Below are 24,113 nucleotides of genomic sequence, written 5' to 3' on the forward strand. Positions count from 1 at the left end.
TTACTCGTTATTCTCACATGAGTGATAAAGCTGCGGGCATCGTTACCCTGGACGAGAATCAACCGATGGCCCCGTGTCTGCATGCACTGACGTCAACCTCACGGTTGTCGGCGGCTAAAGGGGCGCAAATCTTGTCGGTGGCCTGCTTTTCATAAGGAAAACCAGCGCCTGAAGGTGGAAATAATACAAAATTTTTGAAAATCCACACATCCCAGTCTGTTGTCCAGGCCGCAACCCGCAGCCCGCTAAGTGCCTGATAAAGCATCACGTCTTACGCCATTGCAGCGTGCTCGTTTTATCCGGCAAATTACCTTAATTTCGCTCTTTTTCTGCCCGAATCTTTCTGGTGCAGAAACAGCAGCATTATTCCACTGCTCACCCGCATATAGCAAGGCGACTTTTGTCGAGCTGTGAAGTTTGTAGGCTCTTAACCTGTTCATTTGCGGGGCTAATCGGCAGTTTGCCGAAAAAGCCACCGTTTTGAGCGGTCAGAAGCCTGAAACCAGAGAGAGTTAAGCACAGAAAAAGGGGTGGCGCTATCAGGGGACACTATTTAGAATCGCCGGCATGAAAACAGAGAATCCCGGCGTACATTTTGTCGCCATCACGGCTGAAAATGCCGGACAACGTATAGACAACTTTTTGCGCACCCAGCTCAAAGGGGTGCCAAAGAGCATGATTTATCGCATTCTGCGGAAAGGCGAAGTGCGGGTAAATAAAAAACGCGTGAAGCCTGAATATAAGCTTGAGGATGGCGATGAAGTCCGCGTACCACCGGTGCGGGTCGCAGAGCGGGAAGAGCAGGCCGTGTCGCCAAAGCTTGATAAAGTCGCGGCGTTAGCGGATGCCATTCTGTATGAGGACGATCATCTGCTGGTGCTGAATAAGCCGTCCGGTACGGCAGTACACGGCGGCAGCGGCCTGAGCTTTGGGGTTATTGAAGGGCTGCGGGCACTGCGTCCGGAGGCGCGTTTTCTGGAGCTGGTACACCGGCTGGATCGCGACACCTCAGGCGTATTGCTGGTGGCTAAGAAGCGTTCGGCGCTGCGCTCATTGCATGAGCAGCTGCGTGAAAAGGGGATGCAGAAAGATTATCTGGCGCTGGTACGCGGCGACTGGCCTTCTCATCTGAAAGTGGTGCAGGCTCCGCTGCTGAAAAACATTCTGCAGAGCGGAGAGCGGGTAGTGCGCGTCAGCGCAGAAGGCAAGCCTTCAGAAACCCGGTTCAAAGTAGAAGAGCGTTTTGGGCTGGCGACGCTGGTTAAAGCCAGCCCGGTGACCGGCCGCACGCATCAGATCCGCGTGCATACCCTGCATGGTGGCCATCCGATCGCCTTTGACGATCGCTATGGCGATCGCGAATTTGATCGTCAGCTGGCTGGCACGGGGTTATCGCGCCTGTTTCTGCACGCGGCAGCGCTGACGTTTACGCATCCTGCCACCGGCGAAACATTACGCATGGAGGCGCCGCTGGATGCGGCACTCAGACACTGCCTGACCAGACTGCGGCAGAAAAAAAGCTGACGATACCGGCATCAGCCCAGCGGGTTGATGCCGGCCTTAATCAGCAGCTGATTAAGTGCAATCAGCGGCAGCCCGACCAGCGTATTCGGGTCGCGCCCCTCCAGCCTGTCGAACAGACAAATGCCAAGTCCTTCGCTTTTAAAGCTGCCGGCGCACGCCAGCGGCTGCTCCAGCTCAACGTAGCGCGCTATCTCCTGACTGCTCAGCGTGCGGAAGTGCACTGTAAAGGGCTCATAGAGCACAAACTGCTGCCGGCTGGCGGGCTGCAGCAGCGCCAGCCCGGTATAAAACACAATCGCTTTTCCGCTCGCCTGAGCCAGCTGGCGGCAGGCGTTTTCGCGGGTGTGCGGCTTGCCGGCGATAGCGCCCTCCAGTACGCACACCTGGTCGGAGCCGATAATCCAGCGATCCGGAAACTGCGCAGCCAGCGCCTGCGCTTTGGCCAGCGCCAGGCGCTGCACCAGTTCAGGCGCACTCTCTTCGGGCTGCGGGGTCTCATCGCAGTCAGGCGCAGCAGTCACAAACGGTACGCCAAGCTTGCTGAGCAGCGCCTGACGAAACGGGGAGGTTGAGGCTAAAACCAGTGGCATCATCATTTTTTTACAGAATAGATAGCGTAAACATGACGGGCATTTTAAACTATGCGCCGCACTGGATGCGAATAGCAGGTGAAAGATGCCGTAAAACGGCCTTTTTCTTTGACTCTAAGACGTTACAAAGTTAATATGCGCGCCCTATGCAAAAGGTAAAATTACCCCTGACGCTCGATCCGGTCCGCGCCGCGCAAAAACGCCTGGATTATCATGGTGTTTATGCACCTGAATTGGTGGCGCGTCTGGCCGAAACGGTCGTGAGTGTGGACAGTGATGTGGAATGTACCATGTCGTTTGCGGTTGACAACCAGCGCCTCGCGGTTCTGCAAGGAACGGCGGATGTGCAGGTGACGTTAATGTGTCAACGCTGCAACCAGCCATTTCCGCAAGCTGTACACGTAAGCTATTGCTTTAGTCCGGTCTCTTCTGACGACCAGGCTGAGGCACTACCGGAAGCCTACGAGCCGGTTGATGTCAACGATTTTGGTGAGATCGACCTGCTGGCAGTGATAGAAGATGAGCTCATCCTCGCACTGCCGGTGGTTCCGGTGCATGATTCTGAACACTGTGAAGTGTCCGACGCGGACATGGTCTTTGGTAAGCTGCCTGAAGAGGCAGAAAAACCAAATCCATTTGCCGTATTAGCCAGTTTAAAGCGTAAGTAATAGGAGTAAGGTCCATGGCCGTACAACAGAATAAACCAACCCGTTCCAAGCGTGGCATGCGTCGTTCGCACGATGCCCTGACCACTGCCGCTCTGTCAGTAGATAAAGTTTCTGGCGAAACTCATCTGCGTCACCATATCACTGCGGATGGTTACTACCGCGGTCGCAAGGTTATCACCAAGTAATTCTTTGCGGTTACGCAAGGCGATACCTTGACACGTTTGACCCTGGCAGTTGATGCCATGGGCGGGGACTTCGGTCCCTGCGTGACAGTGCCTGCAGCCTTGCAGGCACTGGCCTCTCATTCGCAGCTGGTTCTTCTTCTGGTCGGCGATCCCGACACAATCTCGTCATTTCTTGCCAAAGCGGATTCCTCACTTTTGAGGCGTGTGCAGGTTATCCCTGCCGAATCGGTTATTGCAAGTGATGCGAAGCCTTCGCAGGTCATCCGTCAGAGCCGTGGCAGTTCTATGCGCGTGGCGCTGGAGCTGGTTGTGGCCGGTAAGGCGCAGGCCTGTATCAGTGCCGGTAATACCGGTGCGCTGATGGGGCTGGCTAAACTCCTGTTAAAACCGCTGGACGGCATTGCACGTCCGGCACTGATGACCGTTCTGCCCCATCAGCAGCAGGGCAAAACGGTCATTCTTGATCTGGGGGCTAACGTCGACTCTGACAGCGATATGCTGGTGCAGTTTGCCATCATGGGAGCTGTCATGGCGGAAGAGGTGCTGGAGATCCGGCAACCGCGCGTTGCGCTGCTCAATATTGGTCAGGAAGAGACCAAAGGGCTTGAGTCGATTCGCGCCGCATCTGCGGTTCTGCGGGCAAGCCCTCAGATCAACTATATTGGTTATCTTGAAGGTAACGACCTGCTGACCGGCAAAACAGATGTGCTGGTGTGCGATGGCTTTGCCGGTAATGTAACGCTGAAAACGATGGAAGGTGTGGTGCGGCTGTTTCTGTCGCTGCTGAAATCGTCAGGCGAAGGTAATAAAGGTAAAGGGACCTGGTGGCTGAAACTGCTGGGACGCTGGCTGAAAAAGCGTATGATCAGGCGTTTCGGTCATCTAAACCCCGACCAGTATAACGGCGCTTGTCTGTTAGGATTGCGCGGAACAGTGATCAAAAGCCACGGCGCGGCCAATATTCAGGCATTCGCTGTGGCGATAGAACAGGCAGAGCAGGCGGTGCGTAAGCAAGTTCCCGAAAGAATTGCCGCGCGCCTTGACGCTGTATTAGCCAGGAGTGACAAAGCGTAGATGTATACCAAAATTATCGGAACAGGCAGCTATCTGCCTGAACAGATCCGCACCAATGCCGATCTGGAAAAAATGGTGGAAACCTCAGACGAGTGGATTGTCACCCGTACCGGCATTCGCGAGCGCCGTATTGCTGCACCGGATGAAACGGTTGCCAGCATGGGCTTTAACGCCGCACAGCGCGCGCTGGAAATGGCCGGCGTTGCCGCCAGCGACATTGGTCTGATTATCGTCGCCACAACTTCATCCAGCCACGCGTTCCCCAGCTCCGCATGCATGATTCAGCAGATGCTGGAGATAAACGACTGCGCAGCCTTCGATCTTGGCGCCGCCTGTGCCGGCTTTACCTATGCGCTGAGCGTTGCCGATCAATATATTAAAAACGGGGCGGTTAAACACGCGCTGGTGATTGGTGCTGATGTCCTGGCGCGTACGCTTGATCCCAGCGATCGCGGGACAATTATTCTGTTTGGCGACGGCGCGGGCGCCGTGGTACTGGGCCAGAGCAGCGAGCCGGGTATCCTCTCGACCCATCTGCATGCCGATGGCCGCTATGGCCAGCTGCTGACCCTGCCTTATCAGGATCGCGCGCGTCAGGATGAACCTGCCTACCTGACCATGGCGGGTAATGAAGTCTTTAAAGTTGCGGTAACCGAGCTGGCGCATATCGTTGATGAGACGCTGCAGGCGAATAATCTCGATCGCAGCGCGCTCGACTGGCTGGTGCCGCATCAGGCAAATCTGCGCATTATCAGCGCAACTGCCCGTAAACTCGGCATGGGCCTGGACAAAGTTGTGGTCACGCTTGATCGTCACGGAAACACCTCTGCGGCTTCGGTGCCGAGCGCGCTGGATGAAGCAGTGCGTGATGGCCGCATCAAGCCGGGACAACTGATTTTGCTGGAAGCCTTTGGTGGTGGTTTTACCTGGGGTTCTGCGCTGGTACGCTTTTGATTGACAGGAAGGACAGATGACGCAATTAGCTTTTGTTTTCCCGGGACAGGGATCTCAGACCGTTGGCATGCTGGCTGAACTCGCTGCTGACAACCCTCAGGTTGAAGCGACGTTTCGCGAAGCGTCTGATGCGCTGGGCTACGATCTGTGGCAGCTGGTTCAGCAGGGGCCGGCTGAAGAGCTGAACAAAACCTGGCAGACGCAGCCCGCTTTGCTGGCAGCTTCAGTCGCTATCTATCGCGTCTGGCAGCAGAAACAGGGCGCTCAGCCGGTGCTGCTGGCAGGCCACAGCCTGGGTGAGTACTCGGCGCTGGTTTGCGCAGGCGTGCTGGCGTTTGCAGATGCCATTAAGCTGGTAGAACTGCGCGGCAAGCTGATGCAGGAGGCGGTTCCGGAAGGGACGGGAGCTATGCAGGCAATTATCGGTCTCGATGATAAGGCGATTCGTAAAGCCTGTGAAGAGAGTGCGCAGGGTGAAGTGGTCTCGCCGGTGAATTTCAACTCGCCAGGCCAGGTGGTGATTGCCGGTAACAAAGACGCCGTTGAGCGTGCTGGCGCTGCCTGTAAAGCGGCCGGCGCGAAACGTGCGCTGCCACTGCCGGTCAGCGTGCCATCGCACTGTGCGCTGATGAAGCCTGCTGCAGTTAAGCTTGCTGTTGCGCTTGAAGAGATCGCCTTTAATGCGCCAGATGTGCCGGTAGTGAATAACGTTGATGTCAAATGCGAAAACGATGCTGCGGCTATCCGCAACGCGCTGGTACGTCAGCTTTATAGCCCGGTACGCTGGACCGAATCAGTACAATTTATTGCAGAACAGGGTGTGACTCAGCTGCTGGAGATGGGTCCGGGCAAAGTCCTGACCGGTCTGACCAAACGGATTGCTGATAACCTGACGGCTACTGCCGTGAACGATCCTGCGTCGCTTTCTGCGGCTCTCTCTCAGGAATAAGAGGAAAATCATGAATTTTGAAGGTAAAGTTGCGCTGGTAACGGGCGCAAGCCGCGGTATTGGCCGGGCCATTGCAGAGACACTGGCGGCGCGCGGCGCAAAAGTTATCGGCACAGCAACCAGCGAAAGCGGAGCTGAAGCCATCAGCGCCTATCTTGGCGACAACGGCAAAGGCCTGGCGCTGAATGTGACGGATGCAGCCTCTATCGACGACGTGCTGGCAAAAGTGCGCGCTGAATTTGGCGAAGTGGATATTTTAGTCAATAATGCAGGCATCACGCGTGATAATCTGCTGATGCGCATGAAAGATGATGAGTGGGATGATATTCTTAATACCAACCTGACATCAGTTTTCCGCCTCTCCAAGGCGGTCATGCGTGCCATGATGAAAAAACGTGTGGGCCGTATCATTACCATCGGTTCTGTAGTTGGGACCATGGGTAACGCGGGCCAGGCTAACTACGCTGCAGCAAAGGCGGGTTTAATTGGCTTTAGCAAATCACTGGCGCGTGAAGTCGCGTCACGTGGCATTACCGTAAACGTCGTGGCTCCGGGCTTTATTGAGACGGACATGACGCGTGCACTGAATGAAGATCAGCGCTCGGGCATTCTGGCAGAAGTGCCTGCAGGCCGTTTAGGCGACCCGCAGGAAATTGCCAATGCTGTTGCATTCTTAGCCTCTGACGAAGCAGCCTACATCACAGGTGAAACGCTGCACGTCAATGGCGGCATGTACATGGTCTGATAATCACGAAATCATTTGCATTATTTGCGGTAAACACCGCAGAATAGCGCAAAATCGTGGTTCGACCAGCCGGGATTTTGTTGCATCTTTTTCACCATTTTATACACTACGAAAACCATCGCGAAAGCGAGTTTTGATAGGAAATTAAATAGTATGAGCGATATCGAACAACGCGTTAAGAAAATCGTAGCTGAGCAGCTGGGCGTTAAAGAAGACGAAGTGGTTAACACTGCTTCTTTCGTTGAAGACCTGGGTGCAGATTCTCTTGACACCGTTGAGCTGGTAATGGCTCTGGAAGAAGAGTTTGATACTGAAATTCCAGACGAAGAAGCTGAGAAAATCACTACCGTTCAGGCAGCGATCGATTACGTCACTAGCCATCAAGGCTAATGAATATCTTCAGGCGGTCATATGACCGCCTGAGTTTTATGTTTGCCCCACATAGCGTTATTTTTCCCTCCCTGGAGGACGAACGTGTCTAAGCGTCGTGTAGTTGTGACCGGTCTTGGCATGTTGTCTCCTGTCGGCAATACCGTAGAGTCTACCTGGAGTGCTCTCCTTGCCGGTCAGAGCGGCATTACCCTGATCGACCATTTTGATGCCAGTGCTTATGCAACGCGTTTTGCGGGCCTGGTGAAAGATTTTAATTGTGATGAGTACATCTCGCGGAAAGATCAGCGCAAGATGGACGATTTCATCCAGTATGGTATCGCGGCTGGCATTCAGGCTATGGCGGACTCCGGTCTGGTCGTAACTGATGAGAATGCCGGACGTATCGGCGCGGCTATTGGTTCAGGTATTGGCGGACTGGGTCTGATCGAAGAGAACCACAGCTCGCTGGTTAAAGGCGGCCCGCGCAAAATCAGCCCGTTCTTCGTACCTTCTACCATTGTTAATATGGTCGCCGGTCATCTCACTATTATGTATGGCCTGAAAGGCCCGAGTATTTCGATTGCAACGGCCTGCACCTCAGGCGTACATAACATCGGCCACGCTGCACGTATCATCGCTTACGATGATGCTGATGTGATGCTGGCGGGTGGCGCAGAGAAAGCCAGTACGCCTCTGGGCGTTGGCGGCTTTGGCGCGGCGCGTGCGCTCTCAACACGAAACGACAATCCGCAGGCGGCCAGCCGTCCGTGGGATAAAGATCGTGACGGGTTTGTACTGGGTGACGGCGCCGGTATTGTGGTTCTGGAAGAGTATGAGCACGCCAAAAAGCGCGGTGCGAAAATCTATGCTGAAATCGTTGGTTTTGGCATGAGCAGCGATGCTTACCACATGACGTCACCGCCGGAAGATGGCTCAGGCGCCGCTGCAGCGATGGTCAACGCGCTGCGTGATGCCCGACTCGACCCGGCTCAGATCGGCTATGTTAACGCGCACGGCACCTCTACGCCAGCCGGTGATAAAGCTGAAGCGCAGGCGGTGAAATCCGTATTTGGCGCGTCAGCGCACAGCGTGATGGTCAGCTCGACCAAATCGATGACGGGTCACCTGCTGGGTGCTGCCGGTGCCGTAGAAGCGATCTATTCGGTTCTGGCGCTGCGCGACCAGGTTGTACCGCCAACCATCAATCTGGATAATCCGGATGAGGGTTGCGATCTGGACTTTGTGCCGCATACGGCGCGTCAGGTTAGCGGTCTGGAGTATACACTATGTAACTCCTTTGGATTTGGCGGCACCAACGGCTCGCTGATCTTCCGCAAGGTATAATCGCTATTCTGCCGAACAGAGGCCCGCAATGCGGGCCTTTTTTCTGATCTGCTCTTCAGCACAACTGTCCGGGCAGGCGAGATCATTTCAGGGCTGACTGCCTGAGGAGCGCGCGGTGTGGATTAACGGTATCCCGCAAACAATGCTGCCGGTCAGCGATCGAGCTGTCCAGTTTGGCGACGGCTGTTTCACCACGGCCGCGGTGCGTAACGGCAGCATCGTGATGGCTGAGGCGCATCTGCAGCGCCTGGAGCAGGGGTGCAGGCAGCTTCTGCTGCCGCTGCCCGACCTGACGCTGCTGGCAGATGAAATGCGTTGCATTGCGCAGGGTCACGACCGGGCAGTGATGAAGATCATCCTGACGCCGGGAGCTGGCGGACGCGGCTACAGCCGGCGCGGCTGTCAGGACCCGGTGCGCATCCTCTCGCTCTCCCCCTGGCCGCACCATTACGCCGCGCTGCAGCAGCAGGGGGTGAGGCTGATTACCAGCCCGGTGCCGCTGGCGCGCAATCCGCTGCTGGCGGGCATCAAACATCTCAACCGGCTGGAGCAGGTGATGATTCGCCACCACCTTGATGAGACGGATGCTGATGAGGCGCTGGTACTGGACACCGCGGGATGCGTGGTAGAATGCTGCGCTGCCAATCTCTTCTGGCGCCGCGGCAACCAGATTTTTACGCCTCACCTTGGCCAGGCGGGCGTAAACGGCATTATGCGACGTTTTCTGATGGCGCAGCTGGCGGCCAGCGGCCAGGCTTGTCAGGAAATCAGCGCGCCGCGCGAAAGCGTACTTGGCGCTGATGAAGTCGTGATCTGTAATGCACTGATGCCGGTGCTGCCGGTGCTGCAAATCGATAACATTATTTTCAGTGAACGCACGCTGTACCAGCAACTTTTTACCTGTTGCCAGAAAATGGACGTAACATGAGTCGAATCAAAAAAATTATTGCGGGCGCGGCAGTTATCGCTGCCGCCGCTGCCGCGTTTAGCTACTGGCAGGCAGAGCGCCTGGCAGATACGCCGCTGACCATTCACCAGGAAACGCTCTATACGCTGCCGGCGGGTAGCGGACGCGTTGTGCTGGAAGCGCAGCTGGAGAGCCAGCATATTATTCCGCACACTATCTGGTTTGGGCCGTTGCTCAGGCTGCAGCCGGAGCTGGCGGAGTTTAAAGCGGGTACCTACCGGCTGGAACAGGGCATGACCGTACGTCAGCTGCTGCAGCTGCTGGCCAGCGGTAAAGAGGCGCAGTTTCCGCTTCGTTTTATCGAGGGCTCACGCCTCAGCGAGTGGCTGAGCGAGCTGCGCAAAGCGCCTTATCTGAAGCATACGCTGCCGGACGACAGCTTTGCCAGCGTAGCGGCGGCGCTGAAGCTGGACGCGGCACAGCTTGAAGGCAGCTTCTATCCCGACACCTATCTCTATACTGCCAATACTACGGACGTCGCGGTGCTGACGCGGGCGCATATCCGCATGAACAAGCTGGTCGATGAGGTCTGGCAGACGCGCATGGCGAATCTGCCCTACAAAGCGCCGCGGGATCTGGTGACGATGGCGTCAATCATCGAGAAAGAGACCGGCGTAAGCGAGGAGCGCGCGCGGGTAGCGTCAGTATTTATTAATCGTCTGCGGACCGGAATGAAGCTCCAGACCGATCCCACCGTTATCTACGGGATGGGTGAGCGCTATAACGGCACGCTGACGCGCAGCGATCTCGACACGCCGACCGCCTATAATACCTACAGCATCAGCGGCCTGCCGCCGGGACCGATTGCGATGCCCGGACGCGCCTCGCTGGAAGCCGCTGCGCATCCGGAAAAGAGCAGCTATCTCTATTTTGTTGCGGATGGCAAAGGCGGGCATACCTTTACCACCAACCTTGCCAGCCATAACCGGGCGGTACAGGCTTATCGTCAGGCGCTGAAGGAAAAAAATGAAGAGTAAGTTTATTGTCATTGAGGGGCTGGAAGGCGCCGGCAAAACCACCGCGCGCGAGGCGGTGGTGGAAGTTTTGCAGCAGCACGGTATCCACGACATCGTCTTTACCCGTGAGCCGGGCGGCACACCGCTGGCGGAACAGCTGCGGGTGCTGGTAAAGCAGGGTATTGAAGGTGAACAGGTTACCGACAAAGCGGAGCTGCTGATGCTCTATGCTGCCCGGGTGCAGCTGGTAGAAAACGTGATCAAGCCGGCGCTGGCGCGCGGCGCGTGGGTAGTGGGCGATCGTCACGATCTCTCTTCGCAGGCTTATCAGGGCGGCGGACGTGAAATGGATGCCGCGCTGATGACCACGCTGCGTGATGCGGTGCTGGGCGATTTTCGTCCCGACCTGACGCTCTACCTTGATGTGACGCCGGAAATCGGATTGCAGCGCGCCCGCGCGCGCGGCGCGCTGGACCGCATTGAGCAGGAGTCGCTGCGCTTTTTCGAGCGGACCCGCGCGCGCTACCTTGCGCTGGCGCAGGCGGACGCCAGCATCGTCACTGTTGATGCAACGCAGGCTATCGATGAGGTGACAACGTCACTTAAAGCTGCCCTGCATCGCTGGCTGGCCGGGCAGCGCCCATGAACTGGTATCCGTGGCTGAACCAGCCCTACCGGCAGATTATTGCCCGTCACCAGGAGGGCGCAGCGCATCATGCGCTGCTGCTGCAGGCAGCTGAAGGTATGGGGGATGACGCGCTGGTGTGGGGCGTTAGCCGCTGGCTGATGTGTCAGCGGCGGGAAGGCGCTAAAAGCTGCGGCACGTGCCACGGCTGTGAACTGATGCAGGCGCATACGCATCCGGACTGGTATCGGCTGGAAGCAGAAAAAGGAAAGGCGTCGCTGGGCGTGGATGCCGTGCGCGACGTTACGGAAAAGCTCTATCATTTTGCGCAGCAGGGCGGTGCGAAAGTGGTCTGGCTGCCGGACGCCGCGCAGCTGACGGAAGCGGCTGCCAATGCGCTGCTGAAAACGCTGGAGGAGCCACCCGCAAACTGCTGGTTCTTTCTCAGCGTGCGTGAGTCCTCCCGGTTGCTGGCTACGCTGCGCAGCCGCTGTCTCAGCTGGCCGCTAATTCCGCCGGAGGAGTCGCAGAGCCTCGCCTGGCTGGGCCGTGAAGTAACACAGCCAGAAGCGGCGCTGCGCGCTGCGCTGCGTCTGAGCGGCGGTGCGCCCGCCGCAGCGCTGGCGCTGCTGCAGCCCGCGCGCTGGCAGACGCGTCAGGCACTGTGCGATACGCTGATCGCGGTGCTGAATGATGACATTCTGCAGCTGCTGCCTGCGCTGAACAGTGATGACGTGGCCGATCGCCTCAGCTGGCTTATCTCGCTGCTGGTGGACGCCATGAAAATGCAGCAGGGTGCTGCGGCGTGGCTGAGTAATGGTGACCGGCCTGATGTGGTGACCGCGCTGGCCCGGCGGCTGAACAGCAGTGCCCTGAACAGCAGCGCACAGCAGTGGCTCGCCTGTCGTGAGCAGCTGCTGCACGTGACGTCGCTTAACCGCGAACTTATTCTGACCGACCGGCTGCTGGCGTGGAGCCGTTTACTGGCACCGCCTGTCATCAGCCCGTAATTATCTGAGAAAATTATGTTTATCGTTGATTCCCATTGCCACCTTGATGGCCTTGACTATGAAAGTCAGCACCGCGACCTGGATGACGTTATCGCCAAAGCCGCCGCGCGCGACGTAAAATTTATGCTGGCAATTGCCACCACGCTGCCAGACTACTATCGCATCAAAGCGCTGGTCGGCGAGCGACAGAATATTGCGCTGGCCTGCGGCGTTCATCCGCTGAACCAGGAGGAACCCTGGGATGTGGCGGAGTTCCGCCGCCTGGCCGCAGAGGAGCAGGTAGTGGCGCTGGGGGAAACCGGCCTCGACTACTTCTATCAGCAGGAGACCAAAGTGCAGCAGCAGGCCGCTTTTCGCGAACATATTCGCACCGGTATTGCGCTGAATAAGCCGATCATCGTGCATACCCGGGACGCCCGTGACGATACGCTGGCGATCCTGCGTGAAGAGCAGGTCGAAAAGTGCGGCGGCGTGCTGCACTGTTTTACCGAAGATCGCGCAACCGCAGCTAAGCTTCTGGATCTCGGCTTTTATATCTCCTTCTCCGGTATTCTGACGTTCCGTAATGCGGAGCAGATCCGCGATGCCGCGCGCTTTGTGCCACTGGATCGGATGCTGGTAGAGACAGATTCTCCCTATCTCGCGCCGGTGCCGCATCGCGGTAAAGAGAACCAGCCTGCATTTACCCGCGACGTGGCCGATTATATGGCGGTGCTGAAAGGGGTGGATATCGAGACCCTGGCCGCGACGACTACGGAGAATTTCTCACGCCTGTTTCACATTCCTATGACGCGTCTGGGGGCCTGAGCTTTATTTCAAACGCTGTAATTAATCCGTAATGAACTGCCTGCGTCAGGTTATTCCCGACGCAGGCAGTGTTTTATTGCGCTATTATCCGGCAGGTCAGTCAGAAAGTGCTGAAAGCTGCCGGCTCTCATTGAGGAAACGTGATAGCCGTCAAAGTAACGCGCCCCCATTTATTTTACTCTTCGTAATAAATCAAAAGACGCTCAGCGTCACCCGGCTGCGGAACCTCCCCCGCTGCCACGCGCATCGCGCAACTATGCACTCATACTCAGGAGCTTCTATGTTCAAGAACGCATTTGCGAACCTGCAGAAAGTAGGTAAATCGCTGATGTTGCCGGTATCGGTTCTGCCGATTGCCGGTATTTTGTTAGGTGTTGGTTCTGCAAACTTTAGCTGGCTGCCGGCAGTGGTCTCCCACGTCATGGCCGAGGCGGGCGGGTCCGTTTTTGCCAACATGCCGCTGATTTTTGCGATTGGTGTGGCGCTGGGCTTTACCAATAACGACGGCGTGTCAGCACTGGCGGCGGTTGTCGCTTACGGCATTATGGTTAAAACGCTGGCGGTCGTGGCGCCGCTGGTACTGCATCTGCCAGCCGCAGAGATTGAAGCGAAACATCTGGCGGACACCGGCGTACTGGGCGGGATCATTGCCGGTGCGATTGCTGCCTATATGTTTAACCGCTTTTACCGTATCAAGCTGCCGGAGTACCTCGGCTTCTTTGCCGGTAAACGCTTTGTTCCGATTATTTCCGGTCTGACCGCTATCTTTACCGGTATTGTGCTGTCGTTTATCTGGCCACCGGTGGGTACGGCAATTCAGGATTTCTCCCAGTGGGCTGCGTATCAGAACCCGGTTGTCGCTTTTGGCATCTACGGCGTGATTGAGCGTGCGCTGGTGCCTTTCGGCCTGCATCATATCTGGAACGTTCCTTTCCAGATGCAGATTGGTGAGTTCACCAATGCGGCCGGCCAGGTATTCCACGGCGATATCCCGCGTTACATGGCGGGAGACCCGACTGCCGGTAAACTCTCAGGCGGCTTCCTGTTTAAAATGTATGGTCTGCCGGCTGCTGCTATTGCTATCTGGCATTCGGCGAAGCCTGAGAACCGTGCTAAAGTTGGCGGTATCATGATCTCTGCCGCGCTGACCTCGTTCCTGACCGGTATTACCGAACCGATTGAGTTCTCTTTCATGTTCGTGGCACCGATCCTCTACGTGATCCACGCGATTCTGGCAGGTCTGGCGTTCCCTATCTGTATCCTGCTGGGTATGCGTGACGGTACCAGCTTCTCGCACGGCCTGATCGATTTTATCGTCCTGAGCGGTAACAGCAGCAAAATCTGGCTGTTCCCGATTGTTGGCATCATCTACGGCCTGGTTTACTACACCGTTTTCCGCGTGCTGATTGTAAAACTGAATCTGAAAACGCCAGGTCGTGAAGATACCGCGATTGAGCAGAGCAGCGTCACCGGCAGTGAAATGGCGGGCAAGCTGGTCAGCGCCTTTGGCGGCAAAGAGAACATCACCAATCTGGATGCCTGTATTACCCGTCTGCGCGTCAGCGTGGCCGATGTGGCAAAGGTTGATCAGGCTGAGCTGAAAAACCTGGGCGCCCGCGGCGTTGTGGTTGCCGGTTCCGGTGTACAGGCTATCTTTGGCACTAAATCAGATAATCTGAAAACGGAAATGGATGATTACATCCGCAGCATGTAACGCCTTTGCAGTAAGATTGTGCACCGTTACTGAAAACCCCCTCCCGTGAGGGGGTTTTTGTTTGTCTGCGCGACGCTGTAAAAGCAGCCAGTCAGTGAAGAAAAGCCGGGAGAAGGTTGAAAGAAGCGGATTTTCTCGCGCATACTGCCAGACTGACTCAGGTAAAAAGGAACCGCACCATGGCTGAAGAGACTATTTTCAGTAAAATCATTCGCCGTGAAATTCCGGCCGATATTATCTACCAGGATGAACTGGTCACCGCCTTTCGTGATATTGCACCCAAAGCGCCCACTCACGTGCTGATTATCCCTAATGTCCTGATCCCCACGACGAACGACGTTAAGCCTGCGCATGAACATGCGCTCGGGCGGATGATCACCGTGGCGGCGAAAATTGCCCGCGATGAAGGCATTGCTGAAGATGGCTATCGCCTGATCATGAACTGCAATCGCCACGGCGGTCAGGAAGTCTATCATATACACATGCACCTGGTGGGTGGTGAACCCCTGGGCCCGATGCTTGCTTATTAACCTCAGGCGGACCTGATATGCGTCGATGGCTGAGCGGCCTGCTATTATTGACTCTGGCAGGCTGCAGTAGTGATAAACCGATGATTAATACCTCGCAATCGCTGGTGATGGAGTCATCCGTGCTGTCAGCGGGGATTATTACTGACGAGCCACAGCTTACCAGCCGCGACGGTCAGCTGCAGGCGGCCAGCACGCTGCAGAATCTGCGTGAAGCGCCTGTTACGGTTCATTATCGTTTCTACTGGTATGACGATAAGGGACTGGAAATTGAGCCGCAGGAGCCGGCACAGACGCAAACTGTTCCCGCACACGGCAGCGTGATGGTGGCTTCGCAAATGGGCAATCTTACCGCCAGCAAAGTGCGGCTTTATCTTTATCTCTAAGGAGTAACCCCGTGATCCGCAGTGTTCAACGTTCTGGCGCGCTACTGTTTGCGCTGATGCTTACCGGCTGTGTGGTAAAACAGCAGACGCCGGCGCCGGTCGAACCGACGCAGCCGACGACCCCGGTTCAGCCGGAACCGCAGCCGGAGCCGCAACCCGTGCCGCCGCCACAAAATGTGCCGCAGCCGCCTAAGCTAAAGACCATTAACTGGAGCGCCAGCGTCTCACCGCTGGTGGCCAATATGGTGCAGTCTGCCGGGGTGAATCCGGGCAGCGTGCTGCTGGTCGATCGCCTTAAAAACAGCACCAACGGCGCGCTGCAGACCGAAAAAGCCACCAGTGCCATTCAGAGCGCGCTGGCGAACAACGGCAAGTTTACCCTGGTATCTGATGATCAGCTGAATCAGGCTCGCCAGACGCTGGGCCTCTCACCGGAAGATAGTCTGAACTCGCGCAGCAAAGCGATTGGACTGGCGCGCATCGTAAACGCGCAGTATGTGCTTTACAGCAATGCGAAAGGCGAGGTGAAGTCACCCACGCTGCAGATGCAGCTGATGCTGGTGCAGACCGGCGAAATCATCTGGTCAGGTAATGGTGCAACACAACCCTGATCCCGCACTGGTTGACCTGGTGCAGCAACAGTGGCCGACGGCACCCGCCGCCGGCTATTTTTTCGCGCTGCCGGGTCTGAGCGGCAACAGTTTTCAGATTGCGGGCGGGCAGGAGACGCTGCTGGCCCGGCGCACGCCTCTGCAGCCGATTCCTTTTGTTAACCGGCAGCGCGAATACCGTATTTTACGCCAGCTGCGTAACGCCGGCCTGGGGCCGGAGCCGCTCAGCTGGCGCTCCCCGTGGCTGCTACAGCGCTGGCTGCCGGGTGAGGCGCTGACGCCTGCCGCCTTTGACGCACAGCGCAGCGCAATAGTGGCGCTGGTAAGCACGCTGCACCGGCAGCCGCTGACCGGCTATCCCCTGCGGCTGCTGCCGCTGTTGCAGCTCTACTGGCAGCGCTGCCGCCAGCGGCACTGGCGCTGGCTGGCGCGCCTGCAGCGGCTGCAGCGACAGGGGGAACCGCGCCCGCTGCGCCTTGCGCCGCTGCATATGGATGTCCATCCGGGCAATGTGATCGCGACGCCAGCCGGGCTGAGGCTGATTGACTGGGAGTATGCAGCCGATGGCGACGTGGCGCTGGAGCTGGCTGCCATCTGTGCATGGGCGCCGGCGCAGGCAGCGGCGTGGACAGAAGAGTATGCCGCACGGACGCACATGGATGCGGCCGTGCTGGCGCGTCAGATCGCGCGCTGGCAGCCGTGGCTGCAGCTGCTGATGGCGAGCTGGTATCAGCTGCGCGCCGAGCAGAGCGGCGAGGCAACTTTACAGCAGCTGGCGCAGACCAGCTGGCAGGATATTTAATTCAGGAACTGAGCTATGACAATCAATGCACCCGGCCCGCTGATGCTGGACGTGGCGGGCTATACGCTGGACGCAGAAGAGCGCGAGATATTGCAGCACCCGCTGGTGGGCGGACTTATTCTGTTTACGCGCAACTTTCATGACGTTGCTCAGCTCCGCGAGCTGGTGCGTCAGATCCGCGCCGCTTCCCGTAACCGGCTGGTGGTGGCGGTGGATCAGGAAGGCGGGCGCGTGCAGCGTTTCCGCGAAGGCTTCACGCAGCTGCCGGCAATGCAGTCCTTTGCTGCCCTGCACGATTTGACTGCGGCAGGCGAGCTGGCGCAGCAGGCGGGCTGGCAGATGGCGGCGGAGATCACCGGGCTCGATATCGATATCAGCTTTGCACCGGTGCTCGATATCGGCCACATCAGCGCCGCAATCGGCGATCGGGCGTTTCATGCCGATCCGGCCATTGCGCTGCAGATCGCGCGGCGCTTTATTAACGGCATGCGCGAAGCCGGTATGAAAACCACCGGTAAACATTTTCCCGGCCACGGCGCGGTCAGCGCGGATTCGCATAAAGAGACACCGCGTGATACGCGCGACGCCGCCACGCTGCGCCAGCACGATATGGCTATTTTTCAGCAGCTCATCAGTGAAGAGCTGCTGGATGCGGTGATGCCGGCCCACGTTATCTACACCCAGGTCGATCCGCTGCCCGCCAGCGGCTCGCCTTACTGGCTGCAGCAAGTGCTGCGTCAGGAGCTCGCCTTTGACGGCGTGATCTTCTCCGACGATCTCTCAATGGAGGGCGCCGCCGTGATGGGCAGCTACGCCGAACGGGCGCAGCAGTCGCTGGATGCCGGTTGCGATATGATTCTGGTCTGCAACCAGCGGGCGGGCGCCATTAGCGTGCTGGATAATCTGCAGGCGGGTCCGGCAGAACGTATTGCACGGCTCTGGCATCGCGGGCAGCATACGCTGGATGAGCTGCAGAGCAGCGCGCGCTGGCGGCAGAATCAGCGTCAGCTCAGCGATCTGCAGGCGCGCTGGCTGGCGCATAACGCACAGCAGTAAGCGTTGCGAAGCGCCGCGTTCCCTGGGGGAATGCGGCGTTTGTCGTGTGATGCTATTCACAAAACGTGTAACATTCTGATAATCCCCGCGAAAGATTGATCTGCATCAATTTCCTTATGATCTGGTTAGACCGGCGTGATATTCTGCCCTCAGCGCGCGATTAAACATCGCCAACCCTATGTTTATTAAGGTTTTATTTAACCATTAATTAACTTTTGGTTTACAACTTTGAGGGGGTCTGCATTGACTACAACCATGGAAAAGATCGTCATTATTGGCGGAGGCGCCGGTGGCCTGGAGCTGGCAACGCAGCTGGGGCATAAGCTGGGGCGCAGCAAAAAAGCGGAGATTATTCTGGTTGACCGCAACCACAGTCATCTCTGGAAACCGCTGCTGCATGAGGTGGCGACCGGCTCTATGGATGAGGGCATTGACGCGCTGAGCTATCTGGCTCACGCCCGTAACCACGGTTTTCAGTTTCAGCTGGGATCGCTGACGCAGATCCATCGCGATCGCAAAACCATTGAGCTGGCGGAAATCCGCGACGCTCAGGGCGAGATTCTGGTGCCGCAGCGTGAGCTGGCGTGGGACCGTCTGGTAGTGGCGCTGGGCAGTACGTCCAACGATTTCGGCACCCCGGGCGTAAAAGATCACTGCATCTTCCTCGACAATCCGCATCAGGCGCGTCGTTTCCATAATGAGATGCTGAATCAGTTCCTGCGTTTTTCTGCCAGCGAAGGCGAATTGCAGAAAGTGAATATCGCCATTGTTGGCGGCGGCGCCACCGGCGTGGAGCTCTCCGCTGAACTCTACAATGCGGTGAAGCAGCTGCACAGCTACGGCTACAAAGGTCTCGACAGCAGCGCGCTCAACGTCACGCTGGTGGAAGCGGGTGAGCGCATTCTGCCTGCGCTGCCACCGCGCATCTCTGCGGCGGCCCATCAGGAGCTGACCAAACTGGGCGTACGCGTTCTGACGCAGACCATGGTGACCAGCGCCGATGCGAAAGGGCTTAACACCAAAGAGGGTGAGTATATTGCTGCCGATCTGATGGTGTGGGCAGCAGGCATCAAAGCGCCTGACTTTATGAAAGAGATCGGCGGCCTGGAGACCAACCGCATTAACCAGCTGGTGGTTAAAGAGACGCTGCAGACCACGCGCGATGAAAATATCTACGCGCTCGGCGACTGCGCCTCCTGTGCGCTGCCAGGTGGCGGCTTCGTGCCGCCGCGCGCGCAGTCGGCGCATCAGATGGCGTCACGGGTGCTGGATAACATCCTCGCACAGCGTAAAGGCAAGCCGCTGAAAGCGTACGTTTATAAAGATCACGGCTCGCTGGTTTCGCTGTCGCGCTTTACCACCGTGGGCAGTCTGATGGGTAACCTGATGCGCGGCTCAATGATGGTGGAAGGGCGCATTGCGCGCTTTGTCTACATCTCTCTGTATCGTATGCACCAGATTGCGCTCCATGGATACTTCAAGACCGGCCTGATGATGCTGGTTGGCAGTCTGAACCGCGTACTGCGTCCGCGACTTAAACTGCACTAATCAATAGCGGGCGACACAGTGTCGCCCGCTCCCGTTTTGCCCGCAATAAGCTGCTGATAATCATCAGTTCACCGCAACATTACCCGCCCCGAATCCGCGGCTCGGAACTCTCCTAAAAGCTGGCCCTGCTGCGCTTACGCTGCGTTTCCTCCATTAATCTGATGTTGCAATTCCGGACCATCTGCAAAACTTATCTTCAGGAACACGGCGCGGCGCGCACGCCGGTTATGCCTCCGCTACAGCCTGTAGCGACGGGAATGCGCGGTAACACTGTCAGGAGGATATTCCTGTGAATAAATCAATGCTTGCGGGTATCGGAATCGGCGTAGCAGCAGCGCTGGGCGTGGCGGCGGTCGCCAGCATGAACGTGTTTGATCGCGGTCCGCAATTTGCTCAGGTGCTGTCAGCCACCCCGATTAAAGAGAGTATCAAACAGCCGCGTCAGGAGTGCCGTAACGTTACGCTGACGCACCGTCGTCCGGTACAGGATGAGAACCGCATTGCCGGTTCGGTGCTGGGTGCCGTCGCGGGCGGCGTGCTGGGTCATCAGTTCGGCGGCGGTCGCGGTCGCGATGTGGCTACCGTAGCGGGTGCGCTGGCCGGCGGCTACGGCGGTAATCAGGTGCAGGGCGCTCTGCAGGAGCGGGACACCTACACCACCAGCGAACAGCGCTGCAGAACGGTATACAGTAAACAGGAAAAGATGCTGGGTTATGATGTGACCTATAAAATAGGCGACCAGCAGGGCAAAATCCGTATGGAGAATGACCCTGGCACCCGCATCCCGCTTGATCGCAACGGTCAGCTCATCCTGAATTCGAATCAGGCCTGATTGGGCAAAGCTATTTCACAGCAAACCAGATAAAAAAAGCGCCGTAAGGCGCTTTTTTCTTTTGCATCAGCCCGCCGGCAGCCGGTGCTTTGCCAGTTCGGTGATAAACTCCTGAACCCACTCCATGCGCAGCTTGCGTTCAGCCAGATCGCGCGTGAAGCGCAGCCGCGTCGGGCCATCCAGCTTCCACTGTGCCGGATCTTTCTGCAGCAGGCTAATCAGCCAGCCGGGATCGATCTGGTTCTGCGGGGCAAACTCAAAGAAGCCGCCTTTGTCACTGGCTTCAATTTTGCGCACGCCCAGCTCGCGCGCGGCCAGGCGCAGCGCGGCGATATCCAGCAGATTGCGCGCGGCGTCAGGCAGTTTGCCAAAGCGGTCAATCATCTCTACCCGCAGTTCAGCCAGATCCTGCTCGTCGGCGGCGCTGGCAACCCGTTTATAGAGTGAAAGACGGGTGCTGACATCGGGAATAAAATCGTCGGGCAGCAGCGCCGGCATCCGCAGTTCAATCTCGGTCTGATTGCTGGTGAGATCTTCCAGTGACGGCTCGCGTCCCGCTTTCAGGGCATCCACCGCATTTTCCAGCAGCTCCATATAGAGCGTAAAGCCGATGCTCTCCATCTGACCGCTCTGATCCTCGCCCAGCAGCTCACCGGCGCCGCGGATTTCAAGATCGTGCGTCGCCAGCGCAAAGCCGGCGCCTAAATCTTCCAGCGAGGCGATCGCCTCCAGCCGCTTCTGGGCATCGGTGGTCATCGCTTTCGGGTGCGGTGTCAGCAGCCAGGCGTAGGCCTGGTGGTGCGAGCGGCCAACGCGCCCGCGCAGCTGGTGCAGCTGCGCCAGACCAAAGTGATCGGCACGTTCAATGATGATGGTGTTGGCGCTGGGTACATCGATACCGGTTTCAATGATGGTGGTACAGACCAGTACATTAAAACGCTGATGATGGAAATCGTTCATTACCCGCTCCAGATCGCGCTCGCGCATCTGGCCGTGACCAATCGCGATACGCGCTTCCGGCACCAGATCCGCCAGCCGCTGCGCCGCTTTCTCAATGTTTTCCACGTCGTTATAGAGGTAGTAAACCTGACCACCGCGCAGCACCTCGCGCAGAATCGCTTCGCGCACCACCAGGCTGTCATATTCGCGCACAAAGGTTTTCACCGCCAGGCGACGGGCAGGCGGCGTGGCGATAATCGACAGATCGCGCATGCCGCTCATCGCCATATTCAGCGTACGCGGAATAGGCGTAGCGGTCAGCGTCAGGATATCGACGTCGGCGCGCATCGCCTTGATGCGCTCTTTGTGCCGCACGCCAAAGCGGTGCTCTTCATCCACAATCAGCAGCCCGAGGTCGCGCCATTTGAGATCGCTCATCAGCAGTTTATGCGTGCCGATCAGAATATCGATTTTGCCTTCGCTCGCCTGCTCCAGCACCTGTGCCTGCTCTTTCGCGCTGCGGAAGCGTGACAGCATCTCGATACGCACCGGCCAGTTGGCAAAGCGATCGCGGAAGTTGTCATAGTGCTGCTGCGCCAGCAGGGTGGTGGGAACCAGTACCGCCACCTGCTTGGTGTTCTCCACGGCCAGAAACGCCGCGCGCATCGCCACTTCCGTTTTACCAAAGCCCACGTCGCCACACACCAGGCGATCCATGGCCAGCGGCTGGCACATATCACTCAGCACGGCGTTAATTGCCTGCGCCTGGTCCGGCGTGGTTTCAAACGGGAAGCCCTCGCAGAACAGCCGGTACTGCTCGCGATCGTGCTTAAAGGCGTAGCCGCTTTTCGCAGCACGCTGGGCGTAGATATCCAGCAGCTCCGCCGCCACGTCGCGTACCTTTTCCGCCGCTTTCTGCCGCGCGCGTGACCAGGCGTCGCTGCCCAGCTTGTGCAGCGGCGCATTTTCATCGGCGCCACCGGCGTAGCGGCTGATCAGATGCAGTGAGGAGACCGGTACATAAAGCTTGGCGTCGCCGGCGTAGGAGAGCATCAGGTACTCCGCCACAATCCCGCCAGCCTCCAGTGTGGTGAGTCCGATATAACGTCCGACGCCGTGCTCCAGATGCACCACCGGCTGCCCCGGATGCAGCTCCGCCAGGTTGCGGATCAGCACGTCCGGATTGATGGTGCGGCGATTATCCTGCCGGCGACGGCTGACGCGCTCGCCCAGCAGATCGCTTTCACAGATCAGCGCGCGATCGCGCAGCGTATCGATAAAGCCACGCTCGCTGGCGCCAATCATCAGGCTGTAAGGCTGAGCCGCCGCTTCGCTGAAGTGTTCAACCGGCTGAGGGCGGAGCTTAATGCGCGCCAGCAGCTCCTGCAGGCTTTCCCGGCGGCCTTCGCTCTCTACCGAGAAAATCACCTGGCCGCTGAACTGCTCCAGAAACTGGCGCAGCAGGTCGAGTGGGGCTTTCGCCTGGGCCTGCACGGTAAGCTCCGGCAGCGGTTCATAGGCCAGGTTGGTATTGGCGGCTTTTTCCGGCAGCGTTTCTGCCGTGAGCTGCATGCGCGGCCAGGCTTTCAGTTCGCTGAGCAGCGCATCGGGCCGCAGCCAGAGCGTGGCCGGCTCCAGCAGCGGGCGCATCGGGTCGATGCGCCGGTTTTCAAAGCGGGCGTGCGCATCCTGCCAGAAGCGATCCGCGCTGCCAGGCAGATCGCCGCAGTTCAGCACCAGCGTGCTGGCGGGCAGGTAGCTGAACAGCGTGGGCAGCGGCTGCTCAAAAAACAGCGGCTGCCAGTATTCGATGCCGGAGGGCAGCGTGCCTTTACTGACCTGCTGATAGATATGCTCCGGCTCGCGGCGCACGTCGAAAATCTCGCGCCAGCGGGTGCGAAACAGCTCAATCGCCGCTTTATCAGTGGGAAATTCGTGCGCCGGCAGGAGATTAATCGCATCCACTGACTCCAGCGTGCGCTGGCTGTCGACGTCGAACAGGCGCAGGCTGTCAATTTCATCATCAAAAAAGTCGATGCGATAGGGCTGGTCGCTGCCCATCGGGAAGAGATCGAGCAGGGCACCGCGCGTGGCGTATTCGCCATGCTCCATCACCTGATCGACGTGGCGGTAACCCGCCTGTTCCAGCTGATCGCGCAGCGCGTCGCGGGACAGTTTTTGTCCCTGCTGCATCACCAGCGCGTGCCCGTGCAGGAAGCTGTGCGGGCAGACGCGCTGCATCAGCGTATTGACCGGCAGAATCAGCATGCCGCGAGCCAGCATCGGCAGCTGGTAAAGCGTAGAGAGGCGCGCTGAAATAATATCCTGATGGGGCGAAAAGCTGTCGTAGGGCAGCGTTTCCCAGTCCGGCAGATTAATCACCGGCAGGTCGGTAAACTGACGGATCTCCTCCTGCAGCCGCAGCGCGGACTGCATATCCGGGGTGATCATCAACACCGGACCCTGATGGCGTTCGGTGATACTGGCGCACTCAACCGCCTGCGCGGCGCCGACCAGCTGGCCGAGCTGACGATGGTCTCCTGCTTTGGCAGGCAGGGTATAACGATGCTGTTCCGACATAGGGTCTCGACGTGCTCTCCTTGTATTTCAGGGCGTCATCATTCCATAAACCGCCCTGATGATCATCTCTCCATTGTGCCCGCAGGCAGGCCGGAAGGGAGCGACAGCGACTCCGCGCTATCAGCCTGACAGATATAATAGTCCCGATATGCCAGTGATGGTATGCGCGCGCCGCCAGCGGCAACCGTTCGTACAGCTTTTATCCGGCCGCACGGCGGGGCAGAACCGTTGCGGCGAAAGAAATCTCTCCTGTGGCGCGGCAGGGACGCATTTTGATGCAACTTCGCTCATCACTCAGTGGGTTAGAGGTTTCATAAAGCAGGCGGCTCCATTATCATCCCTCTACCT

Annotated in this window: 25 protein-coding genes; 22 read left to right on the plus strand and 3 right to left on the minus strand. The window is 57.9% G+C overall.

What is annotated here, in order from left to right:
- Nucleotides 1-58 precede the first annotated feature (58 nt).
- Entirely contained in the window at nucleotides 59-268 is a 210-nt protein-coding gene (locus LAC65_RS06095; RefSeq protein ID WP_139074200.1) for a hypothetical protein, read from the minus strand.
- A gap of 299 nt (nucleotides 269-567) precedes the next feature.
- Here LAC65_RS06095 and rluC point away from each other — a divergent pair, with 299 nt between their 5' ends.
- Nucleotides 568-1,524: a 23S rRNA pseudouridine(955/2504/2580) synthase RluC gene (gene rluC / locus LAC65_RS06100; RefSeq protein ID WP_104084769.1), complete on the plus strand. Its 957-nt coding sequence runs from the start codon at nucleotides 568-570 to the stop codon at nucleotides 1,522-1,524.
- Between the two features lie 11 nt (nucleotides 1,525-1,535).
- On the opposite strand, the gene LAC65_RS06105 is transcribed toward rluC, so the two are convergent.
- Complete coding sequence (locus tag LAC65_RS06105; RefSeq protein WP_039383826.1) at nucleotides 1,536-2,120, minus strand: Maf family protein; 585 nt, start codon at nucleotides 2,118-2,120, stop codon at nucleotides 1,536-1,538.
- A 140-nt stretch (nucleotides 2,121-2,260) separates the two neighbouring features.
- On the opposite strand from LAC65_RS06105, the gene yceD reads away from it, so the two are divergent.
- From yceD to LAC65_RS06210, 21 genes are all read left to right on the plus strand, one after another.
- Nucleotides 2,261-2,782 (plus strand): 23S rRNA accumulation protein YceD, encoded by a 522-nt coding sequence (gene yceD / locus LAC65_RS06110; RefSeq protein WP_039383829.1) that lies wholly within the window; start codon nucleotides 2,261-2,263, stop codon nucleotides 2,780-2,782.
- Nucleotides 2,783-2,796: 14 nt separating this feature from the next.
- On the plus strand, nucleotides 2,797-2,967 hold the full coding sequence (gene rpmF, locus LAC65_RS06115; protein WP_007885783.1) for a 50S ribosomal protein L32: 171 nt from the start codon (nucleotides 2,797-2,799) through the stop codon (nucleotides 2,965-2,967).
- Between the two features lie 27 nt (nucleotides 2,968-2,994).
- Nucleotides 2,995-4,041: a phosphate acyltransferase PlsX gene (plsX, locus tag LAC65_RS06120; RefSeq protein ID WP_039383832.1), complete on the plus strand. Its 1,047-nt coding sequence runs from the start codon at nucleotides 2,995-2,997 to the stop codon at nucleotides 4,039-4,041.
- The gene (locus LAC65_RS06125; RefSeq protein WP_039383834.1) at nucleotides 4,042-4,995 is read left to right on the plus strand and encodes a beta-ketoacyl-ACP synthase III; all 954 of its coding nucleotides are present in this window, start codon (nucleotides 4,042-4,044) and stop codon (nucleotides 4,993-4,995) included.
- Between the two features lie 16 nt (nucleotides 4,996-5,011).
- Nucleotides 5,012-5,944, plus strand: a complete 933-nt coding sequence (fabD, locus tag LAC65_RS06130; protein WP_039383837.1) for an ACP S-malonyltransferase — start codon at nucleotides 5,012-5,014, stop codon at nucleotides 5,942-5,944.
- 10 nt (nucleotides 5,945-5,954) lie between these two features.
- Nucleotides 5,955-6,689: a 3-oxoacyl-ACP reductase FabG gene (gene fabG / locus LAC65_RS06135; protein ID WP_039383840.1), complete on the plus strand. Its 735-nt coding sequence runs from the start codon at nucleotides 5,955-5,957 to the stop codon at nucleotides 6,687-6,689.
- A 153-nt stretch (nucleotides 6,690-6,842) separates the two neighbouring features.
- Nucleotides 6,843-7,079, plus strand: coding sequence for an acyl carrier protein (gene acpP, locus LAC65_RS06140; protein ID WP_039383843.1), 237 nt, complete (start codon nucleotides 6,843-6,845; stop codon nucleotides 7,077-7,079).
- An 84-nt stretch (nucleotides 7,080-7,163) separates the two neighbouring features.
- Nucleotides 7,164-8,405: a beta-ketoacyl-ACP synthase II gene (gene fabF / locus LAC65_RS06145; RefSeq protein WP_039383844.1), complete on the plus strand. Its 1,242-nt coding sequence runs from the start codon at nucleotides 7,164-7,166 to the stop codon at nucleotides 8,403-8,405.
- Between the two features lie 115 nt (nucleotides 8,406-8,520).
- The gene (pabC, locus tag LAC65_RS06150; protein WP_039383845.1) at nucleotides 8,521-9,333 is read left to right on the plus strand and encodes an aminodeoxychorismate lyase; all 813 of its coding nucleotides are present in this window, start codon (nucleotides 8,521-8,523) and stop codon (nucleotides 9,331-9,333) included.
- Nucleotides 9,330-10,349: an endolytic transglycosylase MltG gene (gene mltG / locus LAC65_RS06155; RefSeq protein ID WP_039383848.1), complete on the plus strand. Its 1,020-nt coding sequence runs from the start codon at nucleotides 9,330-9,332 to the stop codon at nucleotides 10,347-10,349. Before pabC ends, mltG begins: the two co-directional genes overlap by 4 nt.
- Nucleotides 10,339-10,974 (plus strand): dTMP kinase, encoded by a 636-nt coding sequence (gene tmk / locus LAC65_RS06160; RefSeq protein WP_039383850.1) that lies wholly within the window; start codon nucleotides 10,339-10,341, stop codon nucleotides 10,972-10,974. Before mltG ends, tmk begins: the two co-directional genes overlap by 11 nt.
- Complete coding sequence (holB, locus tag LAC65_RS06165; protein ID WP_039383853.1) at nucleotides 10,971-11,963, plus strand: DNA polymerase III subunit delta'; 993 nt, start codon at nucleotides 10,971-10,973, stop codon at nucleotides 11,961-11,963. Before tmk ends, holB begins: the two co-directional genes overlap by 4 nt.
- 15 nt (nucleotides 11,964-11,978) lie before the next feature.
- Nucleotides 11,979-12,770: a metal-dependent hydrolase gene (locus LAC65_RS06170; protein ID WP_039383856.1), complete on the plus strand. Its 792-nt coding sequence runs from the start codon at nucleotides 11,979-11,981 to the stop codon at nucleotides 12,768-12,770.
- A 280-nt stretch (nucleotides 12,771-13,050) separates the two neighbouring features.
- Nucleotides 13,051-14,484 (plus strand): PTS glucose transporter subunit IIBC, encoded by a 1,434-nt coding sequence (gene ptsG, locus LAC65_RS06175; RefSeq protein ID WP_039383858.1) that lies wholly within the window; start codon nucleotides 13,051-13,053, stop codon nucleotides 14,482-14,484.
- A 179-nt stretch (nucleotides 14,485-14,663) separates the two neighbouring features.
- A complete protein-coding gene (hinT, locus tag LAC65_RS06180; RefSeq protein WP_039383861.1) occupies nucleotides 14,664-15,014 on the plus strand; it encodes a purine nucleoside phosphoramidase in 351 nt (116 codons plus the stop codon).
- A gap of 17 nt (nucleotides 15,015-15,031) precedes the next feature.
- Nucleotides 15,032-15,397 carry a YcfL family putative periplasmic lipoprotein gene (locus LAC65_RS06185; RefSeq protein WP_039383863.1) on the plus strand — a complete coding sequence of 122 codons (366 nt, stop codon included), beginning with the start codon at nucleotides 15,032-15,034 and terminating at the stop codon, nucleotides 15,395-15,397.
- A gap of 11 nt (nucleotides 15,398-15,408) precedes the next feature.
- Entirely contained in the window at nucleotides 15,409-16,008 is a 600-nt protein-coding gene (gene lpoB, locus LAC65_RS06190; protein ID WP_071668740.1) for a penicillin-binding protein activator LpoB, read from the plus strand.
- Nucleotides 15,989-16,810, plus strand: coding sequence for a thiamine kinase (gene thiK / locus LAC65_RS06195; RefSeq protein WP_039383868.1), 822 nt, complete (start codon nucleotides 15,989-15,991; stop codon nucleotides 16,808-16,810). The genes lpoB and thiK overlap by 20 nt, the downstream gene beginning before the upstream one ends.
- A 15-nt stretch (nucleotides 16,811-16,825) precedes the next feature.
- Nucleotides 16,826-17,866, plus strand: a complete 1,041-nt coding sequence (gene nagZ / locus LAC65_RS06200; protein WP_039383870.1) for a beta-N-acetylhexosaminidase — start codon at nucleotides 16,826-16,828, stop codon at nucleotides 17,864-17,866.
- Nucleotides 17,867-18,109: 243 nt separating this feature from the next.
- The gene (locus LAC65_RS06205; protein WP_071668742.1) at nucleotides 18,110-19,414 is read left to right on the plus strand and encodes an NAD(P)/FAD-dependent oxidoreductase; all 1,305 of its coding nucleotides are present in this window, start codon (nucleotides 18,110-18,112) and stop codon (nucleotides 19,412-19,414) included.
- Nucleotides 19,415-19,703: 289 nt separating this feature from the next.
- A complete protein-coding gene (locus LAC65_RS06210) occupies nucleotides 19,704-20,246 on the plus strand; it encodes a glycine zipper 2TM domain-containing protein (RefSeq protein WP_039383872.1) in 543 nt (180 codons plus the stop codon).
- A 66-nt stretch (nucleotides 20,247-20,312) separates the two neighbouring features.
- On the opposite strand, the gene mfd is transcribed toward LAC65_RS06210, so the two are convergent.
- Nucleotides 20,313-23,765 carry a transcription-repair coupling factor gene (gene mfd, locus LAC65_RS06215; RefSeq protein ID WP_039383874.1) on the minus strand — a complete coding sequence of 1,151 codons (3,453 nt, stop codon included), beginning with the start codon at nucleotides 23,763-23,765 and terminating at the stop codon, nucleotides 20,313-20,315.
- Between the last annotated feature and the right edge of the window lie 348 nt (nucleotides 23,766-24,113).

This window comes from Pantoea eucrina (assembly GCF_020079945.1).
Classification (GTDB): domain Bacteria; phylum Pseudomonadota; class Gammaproteobacteria; order Enterobacterales; family Enterobacteriaceae; genus Pantoea; species Pantoea eucrina.

Excerpts from the sequence above, each read along its gene's own strand:
- LAC65_RS06105 (WP_039383826.1), bottom strand. The coding sequence starts at position 2,120 with ATGATGATGCCACTGGTTTTAGCCTCAACCTCCCCGTTTCGTCAGGCG.
- nagZ (WP_039383870.1), top strand. The coding sequence starts at position 16,826 with ATGACAATCAATGCACCCGGCCCGCTGATGCTGGACGTGGCGGGCTAT.
- acpP (WP_039383843.1), top strand. The coding sequence starts at position 6,843 with ATGAGCGATATCGAACAACGCGTTAAGAAAATCGTAGCTGAGCAGCTG.
- LAC65_RS06185 (WP_039383863.1), top strand. The coding sequence starts at position 15,032 with ATGCGTCGATGGCTGAGCGGCCTGCTATTATTGACTCTGGCAGGCTGC.
- fabD (WP_039383837.1), top strand. The coding sequence starts at position 5,012 with ATGACGCAATTAGCTTTTGTTTTCCCGGGACAGGGATCTCAGACCGTT.
- LAC65_RS06170 (WP_039383856.1), top strand. The coding sequence starts at position 11,979 with ATGTTTATCGTTGATTCCCATTGCCACCTTGATGGCCTTGACTATGAA.
- yceD (WP_039383829.1), top strand. The coding sequence starts at position 2,261 with ATGCAAAAGGTAAAATTACCCCTGACGCTCGATCCGGTCCGCGCCGCG.
- rluC (WP_104084769.1), top strand. The coding sequence starts at position 568 with ATGAAAACAGAGAATCCCGGCGTACATTTTGTCGCCATCACGGCTGAA.
- thiK (WP_039383868.1), top strand. The coding sequence starts at position 15,989 with ATGGTGCAACACAACCCTGATCCCGCACTGGTTGACCTGGTGCAGCAA.
- rpmF (WP_007885783.1), top strand. The coding sequence starts at position 2,797 with ATGGCCGTACAACAGAATAAACCAACCCGTTCCAAGCGTGGCATGCGT.
- fabG (WP_039383840.1), top strand. The coding sequence starts at position 5,955 with ATGAATTTTGAAGGTAAAGTTGCGCTGGTAACGGGCGCAAGCCGCGGT.
- LAC65_RS06125 (WP_039383834.1), top strand. The coding sequence starts at position 4,042 with ATGTATACCAAAATTATCGGAACAGGCAGCTATCTGCCTGAACAGATC.
- ptsG (WP_039383858.1), top strand. The coding sequence starts at position 13,051 with ATGTTCAAGAACGCATTTGCGAACCTGCAGAAAGTAGGTAAATCGCTG.
- mltG (WP_039383848.1), top strand. The coding sequence starts at position 9,330 with ATGAGTCGAATCAAAAAAATTATTGCGGGCGCGGCAGTTATCGCTGCC.
- tmk (WP_039383850.1), top strand. The coding sequence starts at position 10,339 with ATGAAGAGTAAGTTTATTGTCATTGAGGGGCTGGAAGGCGCCGGCAAA.
- hinT (WP_039383861.1), top strand. The coding sequence starts at position 14,664 with ATGGCTGAAGAGACTATTTTCAGTAAAATCATTCGCCGTGAAATTCCG.
- mfd (WP_039383874.1), bottom strand. The coding sequence starts at position 23,765 with ATGTCGGAACAGCATCGTTATACCCTGCCTGCCAAAGCAGGAGACCAT.
- holB (WP_039383853.1), top strand. The coding sequence starts at position 10,971 with ATGAACTGGTATCCGTGGCTGAACCAGCCCTACCGGCAGATTATTGCC.